This window comes from Cysteiniphilum sp. GTC20157 (assembly GCF_055396795.1).
In genome coordinates, this window is record NZ_AP044698.1 from 147,605 (window position 1) to 168,716 (window position 21,112).

Below are 21,112 nucleotides of genomic sequence, written 5' to 3' on the forward strand. Positions count from 1 at the left end.
AGGAATACTTTTTTAAAGTACCAAGGGAGACGATAATGAAGCGTTTAATTAAATCATTGATAAAAACTATATTGTTATTGCCAGTTTTTCTAATGGCAACAGGAACTGACTATTATATTACGATTGATAATAAGACACCATGGGATTTAAAGTATGTTTCACATTACTTTAGCCGAGGCTCCTTTGATAGTAATGAATTTGATAAAACTGTTGCCGCAAATAGCAAAAGTCAGCAAATTAGAATAAACGCTAAAAGCGGAAAAGGAGGGGAAGATACACGCGTTTCAGGGAGTATAACTTATCAGAGTGTCGAGTTCTCAAAGTATCAAGCAACAGGAACTTTCAATATGGATCGCCATGCGGATAGAGATGTTTATTCATTTTATTCATCGAGTAATTCAGATGATAACTTGCTAGATGTTTCAGATAAGATTGATGATAAAGATGACCCTGAAGAGTTAACAATCGTTGTTAAATTGAAAACAAATTTTTTCCCTTATAAATTTATTTCATTAGGATTAGGGAAGCTAGATGTTACAGCATGTGGTCAGCATGCAGCTCAAATTGGAGGTGGTTATTATCGTAATCCATGTAAAAATACAGAAAATGTTGATAATTACTTAAGCATTGGATTTGCAAATTCTCCTGATTTATGTCGTATAACATTGGATAGTGGCATGCAAATCAAGGAGGGGTCTTTGGCTTGTAATATGGGGACGGCAGCGCGTTATATTAAAGATAAATCTGCGATTGTTTTTGTTTGTCAATCCAAAGGTTTTGGAACAAGTGCATGCCCTTGGGTTAAAGGAAAAGTTGATCATTTGAATTTTGTATTTGAATCAATATATTGACGTGCGAATATCGCTGTATGCCGAATGCAAATGTCATCAAATTGATGAATATGCAGTAACTATGTAGCCTCTTTGGTATTATGTGCCTATAATTGCAATATAGCAAATGAACGCACTCTAGGGGGAAACATGAGTGATAATAAAGACAGATACAGAGTGAATATTGTGTCAGACGAAGCGGCACACAAAGCGCTAAGAGCAACTTTTAAAAATGCTGCCAAACTTGAGTATGATAGGTCTGACAGTGCATTAAAACAGAGCTGGTACGCTCAGACCCCACAGCAAATGGTTGAAGGAGAGTACAATGGTAGTATGTTTAATACTAATTTAAATGTTAACAAAGATCATACACCTAAAAAGTAATAGCTTCCTAGCGTTTCGATACCTTTCAAAATATTTTCTTGACGTCTATCGTAAGTCACTTTGCGATGGATAAACATCACAAATTTATAGCTAAGACAGGAGAGTTTTATGTCATTTCAGCTTGAAAATACTATTTTTTATGCAATAAAGAACAGCAAGGATAACTATACAATTCGTGCAGCAATCAAAAGTGATTTTTATGCTAAAGAGAATTGGAGCAATCAGGCACAGGAGGCTTATTTGCTTAATGTTAATGCATTAACAAAAGATCAACGCAAAAAAGTGCTACAAGATGGTAAAAAAAATGAAGTTAAGCTAATCAAGGCAGAATATACAAAAGAGGAATTAGAAGGCATCTTTGGCAAAAATTGGCAGGCGGAAGAAAATACAATCGAGTTTGAGAAAGAGATTGATTATAACTTTGCTAAGTTAACAAATTTAAAGCATATTGATACCGAACAAGAAGCCCAGTCGTTGGTTGATATTTTAAATGCACGTTTAAAGGATAAAAGTACAAGCAATACTGCAGAGGAATATAAGCTTAAAAAATTCACTAAAAAGGACAAAGAAAATCAAGCGATTTATGAGCTAACAGCGGGAAAGCAAGAATATACAGTTATACAAAACCATGATGGATCAACAAATATTAAGTCAAAGGGTGATCCAATGGAATTCTCAAATCGTCTGTTAGAAACTGCCGATTTACTACGTGCCAATACAAAAGCCAACTTAAAATCACAGGTTATAGGTGCAATAAAAGATATCGAAGATCGAGTTGAAAAGTATAAACGTGCAAAGCAAATGTTGGGTATCTTAACACCACCACCTAAAATGGCAAATGAAGAAGTACAAAAATCGTCTCAGCCGTCAAAGTTAGTAAAGGAAAGTGATAAAAGTGATAGGGAAGAACAAGAGGTAGGCATGTCAGTACCGACAGTCACTTTTGAAAATCTAGCTCCAATATATAAAAAGAAAGATAACAATAAAGATGATGAATATTTGGACTATGAAAAATATCAGCAAATTGCCGATAATTGGCATAAAAAGGGCTACCTTGTGAATGCCAAATCAATGATTGAGCAAAAGGATGAGCAAGGTCATTTTGTATTCTCAGAGCAAGCGCGTCAGAAATTGACCGATATTTTTGATATTCATCATAAAGACAATGAAAGTAAACTAACAACATTTTGTGATTACTACATGGGAAGTAAAGATCAAGAGGTATCAGTAACTACTTCAATAAATTGAAATTTCTATGAACCTATACCTAATTGAGGGGGTGTTATGTCATTATTACAGTCAAAAATTAAGAATATATATCAAGAGCTATTACATCAGCGACAACAATTCGAGTTTAAAAAGCCTTTACTTGCTTTCTTAAACCAATTACATCAAGAACACAATAAAATTGAGTATTTACAGAACCAATTAGATCAACTAGTAGCTCGATTGCATCGTTATCTTAAGACAGCTGCATTAGCGCATCGTCACCAAGAGACGGTAAGTGAACAAATGCAAGAATCATTAGATCAAAATCTTGAAGAGATCAAAACTTTTTATCAAGAATTAAGAATCGCTTATGAGGATAAGCGAGGAAAATTTCAGGAGCAGCTAAAGCAAGAGCGCGTTGATGCCACACAGGCTGAAAGTTTTAGCGACAGTGATAATCAAGTAATAGCATCAATGATGGATATTCCTAAAGATGCACCGATGACGATTGAGCAGATAAAAGATTTTGTTGGTGCACTAGATCGGCAGACTCCTTGTCAGTTATCCTTTGATCTAACTGAGCATGGGTTGCAAAATACAATTGCCGTTGTGCGTGAGATGCTCAGCTGTCAATGGCTAAAAGAGAATATTTGTTTAAATCCATGTAAGCGTCAGCCAGGTAAGTTAAATGATAAATGCCTTGCGTATATTGATGAGTTATCTTGTATGTTATCACCAAATGATGAGCACCAGTCCCAATATACTGCGTCGTTATTTAATAGTGATGATCAATTCAAGTGCAAATTGAATGTATTTGCTTGCACACAAGGTTAGTGTCGTTATAATGCAATCAAAGCCAACTTCGTTGACCATTGACATTTGTACACGATGATTTTCTCATTTGCGTTGAAATTATATTGAATGTAACGTAATATTCTTATATCTCTAGTTTATCTATTTTTAGTTGGATGCCGTCGATACCTCATAAAGGAAAAGTGATTCAAGATGATACCGTCACGATGACAAATAGTCTGGAAGTGGTTAATCAGTTTGCTTTGGAAGAAAAGCTTAAACAAGTAATGAGTACTTTCAATTGCTGTGGTATTGACTATGCATTGGTTAATGAGTCTTTCACATGGTGCGCACCTTTGCAGCTGCATAAATATGCTTATCGCTTTCATAGTAATAACCACTACCGTTATGAGGATCCTTATTTTAGCTATGAGTTGATTGGATTACTGCCGCGACTTTGTCATTTATCTGAAATTGCGGTGCATGCACAAGCTTGGCAGAGTCTGTTTACGCCAGAGCATTCTAAATATGGGGATTGTTATGCGGTCTCTTATTATTTTTGGTTGGAAAATAATGCGCATCGCTTTGTGCTATATTTTGATAGTATACACAATATAACTTCACTTTACCTAAAGGTAGCAGAGCTATATCACATGCTGCATGATCTAGTAGCTGATATTGCGCCTTTAACCATAAAGTATTATGCTAAGTTCGCGCTACATCCAGAGAATCTTGTGCTGCTGACTTTGCCACCGCATTGGCTTAAACCGCTGCAAGATAAAAATATTCAGGCAGCACTTAATTTAAGTGATAAAGAAATGCAATGTTTTACGCTATTAGGTCATGGTATCACTGAGAAAAAAGCATTAGCTGAGAACATGCAAGTCTCTCATCGCAGTGTTGATAACTATACACAGCGTCTTAAGCAATTACTTGGATTGACAGAAAGTTATGAGTTATTTGAATATGCAAAACGCTATTGGTTGTTGGCTTGAGAAAAAGGGAATCTATCGCTATAAAATTTGACAAATTTTTTAAGAATTAATTACTGCGTATAATAAGGACATTTTGTCTATTCTCTTAAGAAAATATTTATTAAAGGATTTGCACGTGTTGAAATTGATTTGATACAAAGTTTAGGTGTAAATACATTCCAATGAAAAATTATAAAATAGCAATAATTGGAGCAGGGGTAACTGGATTAGCTGCTGCAGCTTTTTTAAATGAAGCTGGTTATGTGGTTAAAGTGTTTGAGAAATTCAAACAACCTAGAGCGCTTGGTGCAGGTCTTTTATTACAGCCAACGGGTTTGATGTGTTTGAAGAAATTGGGAGTCGATCAAAGTTTAATTAATCTGGGAGCTAAAATTGGTGCTCTTAGTGGCAAAACCGCTTCGGGAAAATGCATTTTTGATCTATCTTATGCTGATTTAGCTCCCCATTTTTTTGGCTTGGGCATTCACAGAGGTGCGCTATTTCAAATTCTATATCAAAAAGTTGTATCACTGAATATCCCTATTATAAATGATTTTGATGTTTGTAGTATTGATAAATATATTGATAACAAATATGTAATCAATAGCATTAAGTTCGAACATTCTGAAGCATTTGATATCGTTATTGATTCAAGTGGTATGCATTCTGTAATACGAGAGAAATATGCTAATGTTAAACTAAGTAGAGTTTATCCATATGGTGCAATTTGGGGAGTTAGCAAAGATCAAAATAATTTAATTAATCAGGAGATCCTTCAACAGAGGTATGTTCAAGCTAAAACTATGATTGGTATATTACCTATTGGAAAGGCGCAGGAAAATGACAGATGTAATCATACTACTTTTTTCTGGAGTCTAAAAAATGATGATTATATCAAGTGGAAAAATGAACCTCTTGAAAACTGGAAAAATAAGGTAAAGCGGTTATGGCCTGAGATTGACTATTTAACTTCAAATTTTCACATACATTCAGACCTTATTCATTCTATATATAGTGATGTTATACTTAGTAAATTTTATCAGGATCGAATTGTATTTATGGGTGATGCTGCGCATTCGACTAGCCCTCAATTAGGTCAGGGCGCAAACCTCGGGTTAATGGATGCTTTAAGCTTTTGTGAGTGTTTAAAAACAAATCATTGTCTTAATGATGCGATAAACGAGTATGATTTGTCCAGAAAGAGACATGTTCATTTTTATCAATCTGCAAGTCGTTGCTTAACCCCGTTTTTCCAGTCAGATAGCATATTTCCTGCATGGTTGCGCGATACATTTTTTGGATCAATGGGTAAAATACCTTTTATAAGGCAACAGATGCTAGAAATACTTTTTGGTGTGAAATCTGGATTATTTAAAAGAATTAACCTGGAGTAAAAAGTATAAATTTGAATCAAACTAAGTGACCTGATGGTTGTTCAATATAATTTTTTAAAAACTTATCCTTCTACATACGTCATGCCACCTGCAATGTTGTCGTTTGTTCAACCTTCCCAGTGTCTATACGGTAGCTATTTATATGGGTTGGAGAATAGTAGTCTATTTCATACGAGGGAGAATAGTATGTGCAATATGGATAATACATGCTGTTAGTTATTAATAGCTGAGTATTGCTTATGTAACTTGAGCAATTTGATTCAATAGCACTAAATATCGAGTCTTTGGCAATAATTTGTTTTACATATTGTTTTAGATTACTAACATCAAATAACTTGTTAGGTCCGCTCTTTTTATTTGCGATATCCACGTTCTCATCAATAATATTTTCAAAATATATGATGTTTATTGGTGTGCTTTGTTCTATAGCCTCAGCTGAAATAAAGTGGCTAACATTCGTATAATTAATATTTTTAAAGGAGATGCTATTTGTGCTGATATTTTGATCGCTGTTTAAGTAGAAAAAAGTACCAGCATTAACTGCCTTAAAATTCTCAAATGTTGTATTTGGTTGAATCTTAAGATTACCACCTTTTAATATGGCATGATCTTCGCCATCAATAATAATACCCTGAGGAACGCTTACAGCATTTTTTGATAGGTCATAAGTAATAGGGGCAAGCTTAATAACAACAGGGTGTTCAGAGTCAAGCTTTGGAGTAATGCTCTCGTCATTCTGTGCTTTATTGATCAAATCTTGTAGAGACTGTCCTTTATGTCCATAAATTACACGATCTTCCATTGTAAACCCTATGTTTTTCTCGATTGTGTCGGTAGATTCTTGAGCTTCTTTGGCGCTCTCTTGTGCTTCTGTAATTCTTTGATCAAACTGATCCACCCTATCTGCTGAGGACTTAGCATTATCGGCCGTTGTCTTTGCCATATTTGCCGTTTCTGATGCGCTATTGGCAAGCTCACTTGCTTTATCTGCTGTTTGTTTAGCTTCATCCGCAGTGCCTTTAATATTATCGGCTGTTTGTTTAGCCGTATTGGCAGTTTGTTGTGCTTCTGAGGCATTCTTCTCAGCTACGCTAATGCGATTTTCATAGCTATTAGCTTTAGCAAAAGCAGCTTGCGCTGTTTGTGATGCATTGGCTGCTTGCTCATTGGCAGAAGAAGCAGCTGTCTTAGCTGAAGTGGCATTGCCTTCTGCCGTAATTAATCTGCTATCAAACGTCTTAACAGTTGTTGCTGCTTGCTGAGCGGTTGAATTGGCGCTGGTTGCTGTTTGCAATGCTGAATTTGCATAAGACTCAGCATTGTTAGCATGCGTTTCAGCATTTGCTGCTTGTGAGGAAGTTGCATTAATTGGACTTTCCCAGTCATTAAGTGCTTCAATTAAACTTCTAAGTGTTGGTAAAGCATGAGGGTCAAGATGTGGGACGTTAGCATTAGCCATAGTGCTAATTCCTAGTGTGACCCCACTGATCAATGCTTTAATTTTCATCGAGTTTTCTCCTATTTATATGATATTTTATGAACTATAAAATGATTTGTAAGTGCTAGTGATGTTATTAAAAGTGATATCCTATGCTTAATGACAGATTGAACATATTAGGTACATAGCTACCGCCGTAATATGGTGAATAGATATTTTTTCCAATGCCAAAAATATATTGTGCTTCTAATCCAAGTGTTAATGAATATGGCAATAAATATTGATAGCCTATTGCAACAAAAGGTCGAATGTTTGTGTTGTTTGTCTTTTTCAACGCAGGGTTATCATAACTGGCAATAGCAGTTGTTGGATTAAATTGAGAGAAAATAATTGCAGGCCCCGTTGACAATATAATTTCACTGTTAATTGCAGGAATTGGTAGGTGTGCACTTACTAAAATATTAATTCCGGAAAAGGACATCTTAATGTCACCATTAGGAAACCTGTCCGTGCCAGTATTATCAATCAGTTGAGCATTGGTATTGAACGTATTCCAATACCTTATGCCAAATGTTAGATACCTCCATGGGCGTATTCCAAACTCAGCAGCAAGGTAAGGAGAATAGCGCTTGGCTGGTTGGTAAATATCATAAGTCCCAACATCTGAGCGAAAAACAGTTTGTTCAGATTGTGGGAAAGCCTTATAAGACAACCCGCCATAAACATTCATATAAAACCAGTCGTTTGCAGCAAGTGTCGTTCTGCTGTCATCTTCGCTTAATGACATTTGAATAGCAGTATCTAGATCAGATGCTGAATTAATGGGTTTGCTATTTGCGTAGCTTATGCTTTGTATAAAGAATAAAGCCGGTAATATAAAATAAATTCTTCTCATCAAAAATCTCTACAAGGTTATAAAACAGAGGAGATTATTAGGGAAAAACACCATCGGAGCGATGATAGTCTCAAAAACCGGACAAAATGATGATTTTATAATGAAATGATACTTATTAGCGTAGCGCAGTACATAATTTATCCATCGGATGAGTGGACAATATTTTAATATTGCGTATAATACACCCATAACATCATCGTCACACATTAAATAAATGCCAACAATCCAAGAAGTGCACAGATTCAGCTTCGTAAAATATAAAAACATACTAAAGAGATTAATCTCTCCTATGATCGATACATTGTGTGTTACCGGATTATCTTATACGAGATTATTTGCAAATGGAGAAGTGATTGACGTACCGGTTCTAGAGCATGATATATGTGGTTCCTGGTTAGAAGGAAACCCGACCAAAGATCCTGCATTTTGTTTGAGCAACCTCACTAAAATTCCAAAAATGATATGGTATCATGAATTAAGTCCTTTTTTATCCAGTGACGATCAGTCTAGCTATGCTTTTATTAGAAGTATCAATAAATTTGATTATTGTTTGACTTACCTTAAATATAATGACGATAATTCAATCAGTAGGATTTCTGTAATTACCCGATGCAAATTTATGGGTTTTTTTAGCGATAAACAGTTTTTGTTAGATCAATGCATAGCGGCAATCGAATCCTATTTGTTTGACTGCAAGACACTTATTGCTATAGAGTTTGATATTTCCAGCGATATTGCTCCTATTATGTTTAAAGGAGCTAATGAAAATATGGTTATTGAGCTTTTATCTAAACTGACAAAGCAAGAATTGGCTTGTCTTAAATTAATTTATGCAGGACATTATGAGTCAAAGGAGATTGCGTTAAAACTGCATAAATCATACAGAACAGTTGAAGGAATCGTCGCGCGACTCTCACAGAAGCTCAGTTGCAATAACAAATATGAGTTAGCGGTGAAAATAAGCAAAATGCATGATGTGATGCGCTGTGTGGTAATGAAAGGCTGGTAGGCAAAAATAATCGCTATTGTTTTAATGATTACGATAAAACTAAAAAGTAAATCAACTTATGGAGTTTCTTGAATATAATGGAGTTTGCAAATCAACAATTTACCTTGCAAGACATACATCACTATCATTGGAAAAAATATGAGCATACTTTTAAGAAGATTGTTCAATCTATGGATTTCCCGTTTGACATTGAAGGTTTGACTTATACAGAAACTTTTAGTTCAGGAATGGCTATTAATATTCCACTAAAATATCTGGAGAGTTTTCATGATTGGGCTCAGTCTGAAAAAGCGCATATATCCTCTTTTCTCAACGTGCTTAATCGACCAAAAGTTATGACATTAGACGAATTAAATATTTGCTCTGAAGATAGTTACCCATATCACTTGTCTTTTGTAACACAAGAAGCATTTAATATGTTGCCTATTCAGTATTTCAAGGTAGGGAGTCAATCAATCGCCAATTTATGTATATTCATTAAAAAGAGTAACTATCTTGAGGCTAGTATTCAATATGCGCACCTTAATATTCTGGCGTTAACACGAAAACTATTTGATTCTTTGCGGCAAGAATATCATTATTTGGTCCATGATTTTTTGGTCAATACAAGACAGGATCAACTGTGTTTTAAACAGCATCACATGCCAAAAATATTTCCCAATTTAACACGATCAGAAAAGTCATTTTTATTTGCAATATCTCAAGGGTATTATGAGACAAAGCAAGTTGCAATATATTTAAATCTATCTGTTCGAACAATCGAAGGTTTAATGCGTAGTGTTTTACACAAGTTAGAGTGCAAAAATAGGTATGAACTCTTTGTGAAAATAGGGGGTGATTACTCATGTTTAAGCCATATAATGGCTGATAATGAAGGTTATGGAGTAGCAAATGAACACAGTAGAGGCGATCTACACAAAAAGTTACCAAAGATATGCGTATAAATTAAATAAAATCTTAAAGAGTGCAAATTTAGCTTTATCTGTAGAATCGTTAATATACCATCGCTGTTATTCTAATGGTAGAGTGCTTGCGCTACCCTTATTAGCAGATGATAGTTTGAGCGATTATTATACTTTGCCTGAGGCAGATAAAAGAATTTTTCTTGACTTTGAAACTTTGCTACTATCTCCGACGATTAATGATGTGGGTTATAAAAATGCAGTATATCAGTCATATAACCAGTCTTTTTGTGTTGATCATATTCTTACCAAGGAGGAAAGACACGCTTTGCCATGGCATTTACATTACCACCCTGACCATTCAATTAGTTTCTTGTGCATATTTGTAAAGAAAAAAGAAGTTCTTATTGCAAATACATTATTTTATGGAGGACATTTCAGGCAGCTACATCAAACGCTTGATCAATTAGTTTTGCAAAATACGTTTGATATTGATTTGAATGGATTCACATTTAAAAATGTAAACCCATCCAAAAATTTGCTTACAAAGTACATACCCACTCCGCAGTTTAGCGAGTTAACGTATACTGAGAACCTGTGCTTTTTAGCTATTTATAATGGCAATTACGAGGTGAAAGCACTTGCATTATGTATTGATCGCTCACCGAGAACCATTGAGGGACTGATTGCCTCAATGGTACAGAAACTAGGGGTGAACAATCGTTATGAACTCTTTGTTAAAATATCTCAGTCGCATGAGCACAGGAGATATTTAGCATACATTGCGTATAAATAACCTGAGATGCTTTTATGTCAATTTACTCGATGATCTCATCCATCTCGTCGTCATCTACTGTGACAAATGGTAGAGTAAATGAAAACTCAGATCCTTCAAATAAGTGATTATTTAACTCAACTTCATTTTCACAAAGTAACTTAACATAATGTTTAGCCAAAGCAAGATCATATGCAAACTCATGTTTATCCATGGCGACATTGGTGTTTTTAGGATCCGTGAAGTACTCTGCGCTAATATTATCATCTTCTAGCTCAATAAATGGCATAGTGCCTTTAAATTCAAATGTTATGTAAAGTTTGTCATGTGCTCTGTCTCTGGCGGTAATTTTTAAGTTAATATTCTTTTGAGCATTTTTACTGATTCCTTTTGTATAATTAGCAAGTAGTGTTCTAATAATGTGGCGAAGTTTTTTATAATCCACATAGACTTTTTGTTGTGATTGGTTATCCATTTCAAATGATACTTCAACATCAAATCTCGCACTAATTGAGGCATTTGCAATGCCAATTTCTGGTGCGATCAAACCTTTTAAGAGCATAGGTTTTGTACAAATCGAATTAAGTGAGTTAAGAGAATCATTTTCGCTGATAATTGTGCTATTAATCTTTTGATACATGGTATACATTTCAGATAAGCTTTCGTTGATTTTGTAGAGTTCATCATTCACAGCAATCTCAAGGCTTTCTGGAACAGTAGATCCTATTAATTGCGCCCCTATATTATCAATTGCGTGCGAAATATTTTTAAGGGCATCTACCCATTCATAACCATATGATCTAAGGTAGTTTCGTTGAAATGCTATTTTTTTCTCCAATTGATTCTTTTGGTGTATGGTTTCTTCTTCAAGGCGTTTGCGTTCGGTGATATCATAAGAAATACCACAAACCCCAAAAATGTTACCACATTCATCGAATAATGGTGAAAGTGCAACATCGAAATAAACAATGTTTCCAGACTCTGGATTTACGATTTGTTCTTGACAATAAACTTGTTTCCCTGTTTTTATTACTTGCTTGTGATGAGCAATAATTTCAGTACCCATATCCTTTGGATGCATTTCGAGTGGTGTTTTTCCTAATATATCTTCAAGTTTCATCCCTGCAGTTTTAAGTATGAAATCATTTGCACCCATTAACTCATGGTTTGTGTTAAGCCAATAGACACCACTGGGGATAAGATTTGAAAACTCACTAAATGATGAGGTTAAATCTTTTTTGTTCGTTATGAGCATCTCTACATCCTTGATCCTAATTTTAAGTTTTAAACAGTGTCATCCGCAAATTGTAGCATAGTGATTATATCTAACAGTTCTAAGGTATATAATAATGGCGCTATAATTAATACACTACTGATAACTGCAACCACTTTTTTATGTGTTTTGAATATATTTAACGCCTTAAGCTTGGCTTCATTTAACAATCTTCTGATACTTTTCAACCAGATGTGTACCTTAAAAGGTTTAGGTGCATTTGTTGGCGTTCCTAAATTTATATCAAGCATAGTGTTCAATTTCTCAATATAGAATTTTAATTGCATGTTACTAATTCTTGTCCATTGAAAATCTATCATCTTAAATACGGATCCCGTTTTGTTTTGCAAAATAGCGCTACCATTACTTCCAATAAAATGACCATTTTTACCATCGGCGTGCCATTCCATGCGTAACAGAAACCGTCCAATTAAATCACAATCATCATTATGCTGTAAATAGTTAACTAACCCATCAATAAAAGTTTCAAAATTTACAATGGTGATTGTGTGATTTTTCGTACTCAGCATTTGAGATAATTTGATCTTATTTGGATTAAATACATGATGTGTCTGATTGTTTAATTGTCGTTTATCAAACATTTTCACCATTGCTGTTGCCGTTATATCAGCAGGTGAAATCTCTATTTCATTCATATTATCAGCGATACAGCCCAATTTGCGGATAAAGGTAATATAGGTTGCAAATGCATTATCTTTGACATCTTCCTGCACCTTACCATTTTGTTGCATAAAAGCTAAGTTCCCGACACGATAGACGCTACTATTAATGCCTTTTTCGCGCCATTTAATGGTATTGATCTCACCGAGGTATTTGGTTTTGGTATATGGTGAATTCCATTCGCCATCAATCGTTAATTGATCATCCTCAGTCAGGACAGTTTCATTATCATTGACAACACCTGTCATCACAGAATAGCTTGAAATATAATGGAAATCTTTTAAATTGGTTAGCTCACAAAGCTTAAGTAAATTAATCGTTGATGTAACATTGGCTCTATAAAACGTCTGCTCAATACCAAAATGTTTTGCTAACGCAGCACAATGGATAATGCTATCGATATTTTGTATCAGTTGATAATATTGCTCATCTGATACACCGATTTGTTCTTTTTCCAAATCACAGGGGATATAAACTAGGCGATCAGCAAAATACTTTTCCAGAGTAATATCAAAATAAAACCGGTATTTATGCGCCATACGCTCCATGGCATGTGTCTTATCTTTGGCTCTAATGCATAGATAAATACGATAGGGTGTTAAGGTTAGTAATTGGTTGAGAAGGTTGCATCCTAAAAAACCGGTGGCTCCGGTTAATAGGACATTTTGGATGGATTTGGTTGTATATTTTACTGCGGGTATATTAGCTATTTGTGATAAATACTGCTCTTTTTTAAGTGACATCGCTGTGTTAAGTTTTTCATGTCCTTTAATCTTTTGGTTGGCATACTCATGTTTAATTTTTTCTAATTTGGAAATCAATAGATCATGGGTAATTTGCTTATTGTGCGCCAGTTTCCTAGGTGTGCGTAAATCAAAAATTTCAGCAACATCGACCTCAAGATTTGACTGTAACATCATAGCGAGTTGAATGGCTTTAATAGAATTGCCTCCCAACTTAAAGAAATCATCATCAATGCCTACTTTTTCAATAAGTAGTAAATTAGAGAATGCCTGACAAACAATTCTTTCCTGTTCTGTTCTTGCTTCAATATAAGCTTGATCGCTTTCAAATCTAATCTCAGGTAAAGCATTGATATCAATTTTGCCATTAATGGTGAGTGGTATCTCATTAATTTGCAAGGCAGCACTTGGCACCATGTAATTTGGCAGTTTGTTAGTGAGTTTATCTATTATTAATTCAGGATTAATTTGCTCATTGGCAGTGTAATAAGCAAAAAGGCATTGTTCATCATTCACTACTCTATTGATAACGATAGCTTGTTGAATACCTGTAATATTGATTAAGGCACTTTCAATTTCAGCCAATTCAATTCTAAAGCCACGTATTTTAACTTGGTTATCTTTGCGTCCAATATACTCTAGGTTGCCATCAGGCAGCCAGCGAACTAAATCCCCTGTTTTATATAAACGATCATAGCCATTGGCTTTGTCGGTTTCAGTAGCAAATGGGTTAGGAATAAATTTTTCAGTGGTTAATTCAGGTTTGTTAAGATAACCATGTGCTAACCCTGCCCCGCCGATATATAATTCACCAATAACACCAATTGGCACAAGATTGTTGCATATATCAACAACATAGCATTTATTATTATCAATTGATTTACCAATAGTGTTATTTAGGCTGTTACGGTTGCATTTATGTATAGTTGAACATACTGAAGTTTCAGTTAAACCATACGCATTCATAAAATACTCTTGTGCAATTAATTTTTGTAAAATTTTTATATTTAAAACTTCTCCTGCGGAGCATAAACAATTAGGTAAACATTTTGCATTCAAGTTTTCTATGAGTCTGGGTGGTAATGTAGCATGTGAAATTTTATTGAATAATAAATAGCTTTCCAGATATTTAAGTTGTAATTTTTTTGTGTCCGATAGAATATGTAACTGAGCACCAAAACTTAAAGCACCAAAAATCTCCCATACTGAGGCATCAAAACCAATTGATGCAAATTGCAAAATTTTTGATTTTTCATTGATCGTTAACTTTTTTTGCTGTGAAAATGCCATATTACATAAATTTTTGTGTGATATACAAACACCTTTAGGTTGCCCAGTCGTACCCGAAGTATATATCACATAAGCCAAATCATTGGCGGTGCTTGCTGGCATTAAATTCTCACTTGAGAGGCTTTCGTAGCAATCACTCTCAAGTGATATGACGGGTGCCTTAGAAATAGCTTGCAGTCTTGAGATATAATGTGATTGTGATAATACCAAAAATGCTTGAGTATCATTAAGGATATACTTCACTCTTTCATCAGGGTAGCTGGGGTCAATCGGCACATATGCCGCTCCTGATTTCAAAATAGCCAAAATGCCAACAATCATCTCTAAGCTTTTATCTAGATATAAAGCGATTAAATCATCAGGATAAATGGTATTGATCGATCCGATATAGCGTGCTAGTTGATTAGCTTTGGCATTTAACTGCGCATAGTTAAGTTGTTCGCTCTCAAAAACAATGGCGATATTGTCAGGATTTCTTTTAACTTGCTCTTCAAATAGTTGGTGAATAGTTTTATCTTTTGGATAGGGTTTATCCGTATTATTCCAGTCGCAGAGTAGTTTTTTTTGATCAATTGACATTAGTTCATATTCAGATATCTTTTTATCTGCGCTGGCTAAAATCTCATTGATCAAATTTTCAAAATATCCAATGAAATAGTTAGGGATATAGTTTGCACGATAAACGATTTCATAACACAAAGCATTTTTATCATATGCAAAACTCAGTGTGGTTATTTTGTTACCATAGAAAAACTCTAAATGTTTAACTGTAAGATTATCCAACTGTATTGGTTGAGATAAAAGACAGGTTTCCATTACGGATATATTGGGTTTTACATCAAACTTTAATGCTTTGCGTATTTCCTCAAAAGCAATTTCCTGATAATTTCTATCTTCTTTATACCGCTTTTTTATATTATAAAGCAAGCTAGCAAAAGTCATCTCTCCTGATACTTGCACACGCATAGGAAACATACTGACGAAATAGCCGACTATCTTGTCAAACTCCTTTGGTCGTATATTTTTTGGGTAAGATAACAGAATATCCGTTAAGTGAAAGCATCTAAAAATAAAGGCACTAATGAGTGCATTGAAAAATATAAAGGGCGTTGTCTTGTGTGTTTTAAGCAGATTTTTTAGGGCTTTAGAGTCGATATTTAGCCGTTTACGATTAATTTTTCCTGTGTCATCATGCGTGTATTTGGCAAGCTCATTTTGCTGACAATCTTTAAGATAGTTTTGCCAGTAATTAATCGTTTCTTTTTTCTTGTCATCGATTATTGAAGCTTCATACTGTAAATAATCCCCTAGAGGGTAGGTTTTGAATTGGTCAATAGCTTCTAAGCACTCGTTATAAAGCTTTTCAAAGGCTTTGCTAAATATAGTTGTCGTTAGTCCATCGGAAATAATATGATGCCAGACAAATTGAAAATAATGCTTCTGATCATTCGCCTTGATTAAAATAGCTCTAAATAACCAATCTTTTTCAAGGTTAAATGGCTTGGCTCTTAATGCTTCAATTGCGTCAAGGGCTTCTTGATCAGTTGAATTATTAAGTGTTTGATAGATAAATTCACCGTCAAAATGGTCACGTATAATTTGAGATACTCTACCATCTTTTTCAATAAAGCGTGTTTTAAATGCTTCAAAGTAATGACCGATAGTTAAATAAATTGACTTGAATTTTTTTATATCTAAGTTACCTTCAACACGATACAATACAGAAATATTATAGCTATCTGCCTTTGGATTGAGCTTGTAGGCATACCATAACTCATCTTGTTGTTTTGTTAACTGAAGGCACACCATTTTCCACCATATCATTCAGTGCTCTTATCGGTGCCTGACAGCATACTCTCAAACAGGATCATAATGCCAGTAACAAGTAGTCATATAATGTATACCGCTCGTGAATCATTTTGTGGGCGGTATAGCTATATCTCAAAGGCGATGAGGTATTGTGCGATTGATGTGTTTTGGTTTATGAATCAAAAAGTATTGTAGGGTCAAAAGATCTCAAGAGTTCAAAACTGGGTAGCCAGCGTAGGTGAGACAATAATGAATGTCCATTATTGTAGGGCTTGAGCAATAGACCTAGCTGATCTTTGAAATTAGTTTTAAATCCAATAATTTCATCGATTAATTCAGATCGCTCCGATAATTCAGAAATGGCTTCCTGAATAGCAAAAATATTCTGTTTTTGCTTAATCATATTCTGCCATTGATGATAATGCTGATTAAGTTCCTGTTGAGAAATATCAGGTAAATAAATAATATGTTGTAGCAGATGTTTGTATTGATCACTCAAATCCAGATGCTGAACATAGGTACAAAAATGGCAGGCAAGTGCGAGATTGCTAAAATGATTATTAGTGTAATTAAGATCAAGATTGATAATATAGAGATCAGTTTGCTGTTGTTGACAAAAATAGCAACTGGTGCTTTCCTCAAGTAGTTTTTGCTTGCAATTACTGTATTTTGGTGCTTTAAAGCGTTTTAGAAATGCATGGGTATGATTCGAAGAAGCTAGAAGCTTTAGTTTAATATCAGGATTTATCATGATGTAAAGACTCATAAAGTTGATATTCTTGCTGTAATGCTTTGGATACGTTGTCGATCATGGGTGAAGAAAAAGGCATGTTTAATGAAAGTTCAAATTGCCAATGTGAGATAACAGCAGCGCCTTCACTAAAAAGTGTTTTTCTGCCAACATTATTTAAAGCATACCATAAAGTTCGATTAACGGGTTTTAACCATAAGAATGATGAAGTAGGAACAATACCTCCTTTTCTTGCAGTACTTAACAGTGAGCATAACATGGTATAAGTGTAGTGATGTTTTGTTACAATTTTCTGAATATTATCGTGAGACATACATTCCATTAAATGTTTATTTAAATATTTGTTGAGTTTGTATCGATTGATAAAGTTTTTAAACTGATTGTTATGTTGGCTGAATTCGTAGTTTAGATAACTTAAAAGCGTGTCAGCTTGCTTGCGCTTATCCAGAATGTATAAGGAAAAAACGACAGCTAGGCCGGATATTTCAAGAGGCTCCTGTGCGATATTGATACAACGATTGCCAAGTTGTTGACTTAAATTACTATGTAGTGCAATAAGGTCAAGTTTTTTATTTGGGATCAAATGATGATGTTGCAAATATTCAACGGGTGTTAATGCTGTGCCAAGGTTGGTTTTGGATCGCGTTTCATTTTTTGGCGTATAAACCTTATTAAAGCGTTGAGCAATGAATTGAGATAAACTCGGCATTGAGAAGGTTTGTCTATATTTTCTATTGGGATGGAAGAAAAATATGATGGTGATCAATGTTATGCCAACACCCCAAAAAATAGACATTAAAGCGTCACTGGTATTGTAGCCTAAATATTTGAGCTGCTTCAGTGTGACGGTCGATTCTAATACATGATTACACCAATTCATCAACATACTATAGTGGGCATCCCACAGCATAATAATCGATAACTCAAAGCGTTTTATGATAAATATTGCTTTAATAAGCTGATTGTGGAAAAGCCAGTAAAACAGGAGTAGTGCTAGCAGGATAATGACAACGATATAAGTTGGTGCCATTCCGTCATCATTACTGCTATTAGCAGAGTTAGACATTAATTATCTCCCAATAGTTTATCAATGTTGATAACGCCTTCATCAATCAGGTTAAGCAAAGCGTCGTAAATAAATAAAACCTGTATTAGATCAAAGTTTGTGTCACTAATACTTCTTGTCATTGAGCTATCAAAAACATAAAGGTAGTTATTATCAGCTTGTGATATTAATGCTTTGATAAAGATCTCTACCTGAGTTAATTTCCCAAAATCTTTTGTTTGTTGATTCTCAATAAAGGTTAGATGATGCTCTTGGATGAGATGTTTCATAATGTTAGTTAAAATCATTTTGCACTCTTTTTATTAGATGTTGTATTGCTCTCAGCTAATGTTTGTTGAAACAGATCCTTCAAATTGACTTGTGATTTTTGCTGTGAGTATTGCTTGGAAAGGTGGCTGATATGTTTGAGTTTCTCAAGAATTTGTGTTTTATTTTCATTGAGCTTAACGCCAAGCATGGTATTGAGTTTATAAAATAGCTTTTGCAATTCTTGAGCGTTAATCAAATGAAGTGTCATATTTGACTGTGTCAAATCAAAATAATCGTTATTGAGTTTATCCTCAAGATCGATAGCATCAAATAGTAGACTGTTTTTTATCAGAGAATTAATGTCAGCAAGTGGATCCTTTTTTTCATATCGTGTTTGATCAGGACTTTCTTGTGAACCATGATGAGCTTGCTCAGCTTCGGCCGTTAGAAATGACTCATCTTCTGCATGTGAAATGTTAATATTGCTGGCCATACCTTCTTGCAGTAAGGCCGAACTTAGTGGTAATGCGTCTAATTTCTTGTAATGATGTTTGCCAAAAGCAACTTTAGCTGATTCAATGAAAGCGATAGTATAAGGCTCTACTTTCAAGAACTGATTAATCGCAATATGTTTTGTTTTTTTAGGTGCAGCGTAAAATGATCGCATTCTGACAATGTTTGATTTAAAAAACACATGCGCCTCACCAGGTAATTGATCCTTCAAATCCATAAGGTCCAGTCGTGCTCGTTTTTCAATGCCTGCTTCTTTGGAATCTTTATAGCCCAAACTATTGCCATCTTGCCCCATGTTGTAACTTCTGACGGTTGATACATAGGCTTCTCCTGCTGTTTTGTTAAAAAAGTCCCATGTTTCAGTAGGGTCTTCTAATTTCATACACAACTTAATGTTTGTATTTGCAAAAATGGAAGCAGCTTCTTCTTTGGATGCTTTTTGGAAAGCAGGAATATCTTGTCCAGCAAACACCACAGAGAAACCAAGTGATCGCGCTTGAGCAGGAACAACAGCAAACCCTTCTACAGCATAATAGCCATACTCGTCTAAAATGCATAAGAAAGGCGTATCAGAATTAGAAGGTTTAGATTCGATAACTTCTTTATATTCACCTTGTATTTTTGAGCCAAGGCCTGCAGCAAGCATGGCTTTTAATGAAGCAATAATCAATTTTCCTAGATTTGACAACTCGTCTGGCGATTTCTCTAGTGCAGGCAATAAGACGACTAGAATGCGGCGATTTAGAATAACATCACTAAAATCAACATCTGCAAGGTTGGTACGCATAATATGTGCGTAAACATCGGCAAGTGAACCAAATATACGTGTTAATTGCATGGTGATATAGCCGTGTTGTTCATATGTTTTGTCAGATTGCTTACCGACGTTTTTTTCCTGATAACCAGGTAATGTTGCAAGGTAGTTATACATTGGATCGGTAACGTCAGTAGGAAGTTTTTCCCGTATGACAACTGTACTGTTATTGTGATCAAGGATTTTTTGCTTATGAAGTAAATCCTCGACAACATCAAGGATAAAATAGCGGCGAATCGTATTGGCTTCAAGCAGTAAGTAACCTTTGTCTCTAAGATAAACAAGCAAACGCATTAATGCTTCAACAAAGGATATTGCTCTTCCTTTCCACATATCCCCATCACCGCCACCGCTATCCGAAGAAGACATCATGCTAACAATTAATTGTGATAGCATGCTTGAGGAGCCTAAGGCAAATGGATTAAGTGTATTGGATATCATATCTTTTTGTGGCCCAATAATGTCCTCAGCACCAGTCATATAATTAATTACCAGCAAATCATCCTCGCGTCCCATGAATTTAGCCATTGAAAAAACTTGGGCATAGAGGGAGTTATCACCTTTTCCATCAACATAAATAAAACCTGAGCCTTGGGATAGTGCATTAAAAGCAATTGAAAGTAAGGTTTGAGTTTTACCAGAGCCTGTTGAGCCCAAGATTAATGCATGAGTACGCATATCTTCATCACTAAACCAAACTTCTTGTTTGCTGGCAATTTCATTGCCAAAAAAGTAAAGTCCAGAAGGTTTGGAGATTTTTTTTTGCACTAGATTGCTATTTGACAAATCGGGATGTTTGGCGCCTAAAGGTAAGCGAAAAGGCAATCTTGGAATTTGCCAAAATGCATTCCAGAAGATTAATAATATAAATACAAACAGTAAGTCACTGATAAGTGGTAGCCAAGTCAACGCGACGAGTGATAATACAATAACACAAATACTTCCTAAGCGTGATGAGCAAAGTTCATAAAGCTGGAAGATTAAGCCGCGAGTATCACGAATGCTCTCGTTTGGGCGTGCTTCTTGTGTGCGTGAGAGCCCTCTTAAACCTTTACTCATTTGAATAGCATTTCTCAGTTAGTTTTTCACGACCAAATGACCATTCGCGTAAGTTTAATAGAAATACCCATAGCGTTATTTGATAGCGATTGAGTATGAAAAGGAGAACACAGGTTCCAATACTTAGCGAGATGGTCCATACTCTAAAATGGAACAAGCATAATAGGATTGGAATAAATACTTGCGCTTCAATAATAAAAAATTTAGGCTTTCTACCTGAGTCTCTCCAGTGAGCTTGAGTGTTATACATTGAAAAATCTCT

The 21,112-nt window shown here is 35.0% G+C and carries 18 protein-coding genes; 9 read left to right on the forward strand and 9 right to left on the reverse strand.

The annotated features are described in order from the left end of the window. The first annotated feature begins 35 nt into the window (after positions 1 to 35). From ACZ5V8_RS00470 to ACZ5V8_RS00495, 6 genes are all read left to right on the forward strand, one after another. Positions 36 to 851, forward strand: coding sequence for a hypothetical protein (locus ACZ5V8_RS00470; protein ID WP_464217923.1), 816 nt, complete (start codon positions 36 to 38; stop codon positions 849 to 851). A gap of 129 nt (positions 852 to 980) precedes the next feature. Continuing rightward, a complete protein-coding gene (locus ACZ5V8_RS00475; protein ID WP_464217924.1) occupies positions 981 to 1,214 on the forward strand; it encodes a hypothetical protein in 234 nt (77 codons plus the stop codon). Positions 1,215 to 1,322: 108 nt separating this feature from the next. Further along, positions 1,323 to 2,462, forward strand: coding sequence for a hypothetical protein (locus tag ACZ5V8_RS00480; RefSeq protein WP_464217925.1), 1,140 nt, complete (start codon positions 1,323 to 1,325; stop codon positions 2,460 to 2,462). A gap of 36 nt (positions 2,463 to 2,498) precedes the next feature. Then, positions 2,499 to 3,257, forward strand: a complete 759-nt coding sequence (locus ACZ5V8_RS00485; protein WP_464217926.1) for a hypothetical protein — start codon at positions 2,499 to 2,501, stop codon at positions 3,255 to 3,257. Positions 3,258 to 3,418: 161 nt separating this feature from the next. Continuing rightward, a complete protein-coding gene (locus ACZ5V8_RS00490) occupies positions 3,419 to 4,210 on the forward strand; it encodes a hypothetical protein (RefSeq protein ID WP_464217927.1) in 792 nt (263 codons plus the stop codon). A gap of 161 nt (positions 4,211 to 4,371) precedes the next feature. Further along, on the forward strand, positions 4,372 to 5,583 hold the full coding sequence (locus tag ACZ5V8_RS00495) for an FAD-dependent oxidoreductase (RefSeq protein WP_464217928.1): 1,212 nt from the start codon (positions 4,372 to 4,374) through the stop codon (positions 5,581 to 5,583). Positions 5,584 to 5,662: 79 nt separating this feature from the next. Here ACZ5V8_RS00495 and ACZ5V8_RS00500 read toward each other — a convergent pair whose 3' ends face one another. Together ACZ5V8_RS00500 and ACZ5V8_RS00505 are read right to left on the reverse strand one after the other, a co-directional pair. Further along, positions 5,663 to 7,090, reverse strand: a complete 1,428-nt coding sequence (locus ACZ5V8_RS00500; protein ID WP_464217929.1) for an alanine-zipper protein — start codon at positions 7,088 to 7,090, stop codon at positions 5,663 to 5,665. A gap of 67 nt (positions 7,091 to 7,157) precedes the next feature. Further along, entirely contained in the window at positions 7,158 to 7,916 is a 759-nt protein-coding gene (locus ACZ5V8_RS00505) for a hypothetical protein (protein WP_464217930.1), read from the reverse strand. Between the two features lie 214 nt (positions 7,917 to 8,130). Here ACZ5V8_RS00505 and ACZ5V8_RS00510 point away from each other — a divergent pair, with 214 nt between their 5' ends. The 3 genes from ACZ5V8_RS00510 (at position 8,131) to ACZ5V8_RS00520 (ending at position 10,623) form a co-directional block, all read left to right on the forward strand. After that, on the forward strand, positions 8,131 to 8,925 hold the full coding sequence (locus ACZ5V8_RS00510; protein ID WP_464217931.1) for a LuxR C-terminal-related transcriptional regulator: 795 nt from the start codon (positions 8,131 to 8,133) through the stop codon (positions 8,923 to 8,925). A 77-nt stretch (positions 8,926 to 9,002) separates the two neighbouring features. Next, positions 9,003 to 9,869: a helix-turn-helix transcriptional regulator gene (locus tag ACZ5V8_RS00515; RefSeq protein ID WP_440616523.1), complete on the forward strand. Its 867-nt coding sequence runs from the start codon at positions 9,003 to 9,005 to the stop codon at positions 9,867 to 9,869. Beyond that, positions 9,817 to 10,623 (forward strand): helix-turn-helix transcriptional regulator, encoded by an 807-nt coding sequence (locus ACZ5V8_RS00520; RefSeq protein WP_440616519.1) that lies wholly within the window; start codon positions 9,817 to 9,819, stop codon positions 10,621 to 10,623. Before ACZ5V8_RS00515 ends, ACZ5V8_RS00520 begins: the two co-directional genes overlap by 53 nt. 22 nt (positions 10,624 to 10,645) lie before the next feature. On the opposite strand, the gene ACZ5V8_RS00525 is transcribed toward ACZ5V8_RS00520, so the two are convergent. The 7 genes from ACZ5V8_RS00525 to icmT all read right to left on the reverse strand — a co-directional run bounded on the left by ACZ5V8_RS00525 (position 10,646) and on the right by icmT (position 21,100). Continuing rightward, on the reverse strand, positions 10,646 to 11,857 hold the full coding sequence (locus tag ACZ5V8_RS00525) for a PAS domain-containing sensor histidine kinase (RefSeq protein ID WP_440616520.1): 1,212 nt from the start codon (positions 11,855 to 11,857) through the stop codon (positions 10,646 to 10,648). Positions 11,858 to 11,886: 29 nt separating this feature from the next. Further along, positions 11,887 to 16,413 carry a non-ribosomal peptide synthetase family protein gene (locus ACZ5V8_RS00530; protein WP_464217932.1) on the reverse strand — a complete coding sequence of 1,509 codons (4,527 nt, stop codon included), beginning with the start codon at positions 16,411 to 16,413 and terminating at the stop codon, positions 11,887 to 11,889. Positions 16,414 to 16,570: 157 nt separating this feature from the next. Continuing rightward, on the reverse strand, positions 16,571 to 17,149 hold the full coding sequence (locus ACZ5V8_RS00535; RefSeq protein WP_464217933.1) for a hypothetical protein: 579 nt from the start codon (positions 17,147 to 17,149) through the stop codon (positions 16,571 to 16,573). Next, on the reverse strand, positions 17,136 to 18,215 hold the full coding sequence (locus ACZ5V8_RS00540) for a secretion/conjugation apparatus DotM-related subunit (RefSeq protein ID WP_464217934.1): 1,080 nt from the start codon (positions 18,213 to 18,215) through the stop codon (positions 17,136 to 17,138). Before ACZ5V8_RS00540 ends, ACZ5V8_RS00535 begins: the two co-directional genes overlap by 14 nt. Then, entirely contained in the window at positions 18,215 to 18,502 is a 288-nt protein-coding gene (locus ACZ5V8_RS00545; RefSeq protein WP_440617335.1) for a hypothetical protein, read from the reverse strand. The genes ACZ5V8_RS00540 and ACZ5V8_RS00545 overlap by 1 nt, the downstream gene beginning before the upstream one ends. Further along, positions 18,499 to 20,850, reverse strand: coding sequence for a type IV secretory system conjugative DNA transfer family protein (locus tag ACZ5V8_RS00550; protein WP_464217935.1), 2,352 nt, complete (start codon positions 20,848 to 20,850; stop codon positions 18,499 to 18,501). The genes ACZ5V8_RS00545 and ACZ5V8_RS00550 overlap by 4 nt, the downstream gene beginning before the upstream one ends. After that, positions 20,843 to 21,100: an IcmT/TraK family protein gene (icmT, locus tag ACZ5V8_RS00555; protein ID WP_117003638.1), complete on the reverse strand. Its 258-nt coding sequence runs from the start codon at positions 21,098 to 21,100 to the stop codon at positions 20,843 to 20,845. Before icmT ends, ACZ5V8_RS00550 begins: the two co-directional genes overlap by 8 nt. Between the last annotated feature and the right edge of the window lie 12 nt (positions 21,101 to 21,112).

What these genes read in the sequence shown, in the direction of transcription:
- ACZ5V8_RS00495 (WP_464217928.1), top strand. Translation starts at nt 4,372, where the DNA reads ATGAAAAATTATAAAATAGCAATAATTGGAGCAGGGGTAACTGGATTA.
- ACZ5V8_RS00525 (WP_440616520.1), bottom strand. Translation starts at nt 11,857, where the DNA reads ATGCTCATAACGAACAAAAAAGATTTAACCTCATCATTTAGTGAGTTT.
- ACZ5V8_RS00510 (WP_464217931.1), top strand. Translation starts at nt 8,131, where the DNA reads ATGCCAACAATCCAAGAAGTGCACAGATTCAGCTTCGTAAAATATAAA.
- ACZ5V8_RS00545 (WP_440617335.1), bottom strand. Translation starts at nt 18,502, where the DNA reads ATGATTTTAACTAACATTATGAAACATCTCATCCAAGAGCATCATCTA.
- ACZ5V8_RS00520 (WP_440616519.1), top strand. Translation starts at nt 9,817, where the DNA reads ATGAACACAGTAGAGGCGATCTACACAAAAAGTTACCAAAGATATGCG.
- ACZ5V8_RS00475 (WP_464217924.1), top strand. Translation starts at nt 981, where the DNA reads ATGAGTGATAATAAAGACAGATACAGAGTGAATATTGTGTCAGACGAA.
- ACZ5V8_RS00535 (WP_464217933.1), bottom strand. Translation starts at nt 17,149, where the DNA reads ATGATAAATCCTGATATTAAACTAAAGCTTCTAGCTTCTTCGAATCAT.
- ACZ5V8_RS00470 (WP_464217923.1), top strand. Translation starts at nt 36, where the DNA reads ATGAAGCGTTTAATTAAATCATTGATAAAAACTATATTGTTATTGCCA.
- ACZ5V8_RS00515 (WP_440616523.1), top strand. Translation starts at nt 9,003, where the DNA reads ATGGAGTTTGCAAATCAACAATTTACCTTGCAAGACATACATCACTAT.
- ACZ5V8_RS00550 (WP_464217935.1), bottom strand. Translation starts at nt 20,850, where the DNA reads ATGAGTAAAGGTTTAAGAGGGCTCTCACGCACACAAGAAGCACGCCCA.
- ACZ5V8_RS00485 (WP_464217926.1), top strand. Translation starts at nt 2,499, where the DNA reads ATGTCATTATTACAGTCAAAAATTAAGAATATATATCAAGAGCTATTA.
- ACZ5V8_RS00540 (WP_464217934.1), bottom strand. Translation starts at nt 18,215, where the DNA reads ATGTCTAACTCTGCTAATAGCAGTAATGATGACGGAATGGCACCAACT.
- ACZ5V8_RS00480 (WP_464217925.1), top strand. Translation starts at nt 1,323, where the DNA reads ATGTCATTTCAGCTTGAAAATACTATTTTTTATGCAATAAAGAACAGC.
- icmT (WP_117003638.1), bottom strand. Translation starts at nt 21,100, where the DNA reads ATGTATAACACTCAAGCTCACTGGAGAGACTCAGGTAGAAAGCCTAAA.
- ACZ5V8_RS00500 (WP_464217929.1), bottom strand. Translation starts at nt 7,090, where the DNA reads ATGAAAATTAAAGCATTGATCAGTGGGGTCACACTAGGAATTAGCACT.
- ACZ5V8_RS00505 (WP_464217930.1), bottom strand. Translation starts at nt 7,916, where the DNA reads ATGAGAAGAATTTATTTTATATTACCGGCTTTATTCTTTATACAAAGC.
- ACZ5V8_RS00530 (WP_464217932.1), bottom strand. Translation starts at nt 16,413, where the DNA reads ATGATATGGTGGAAAATGGTGTGCCTTCAGTTAACAAAACAACAAGAT.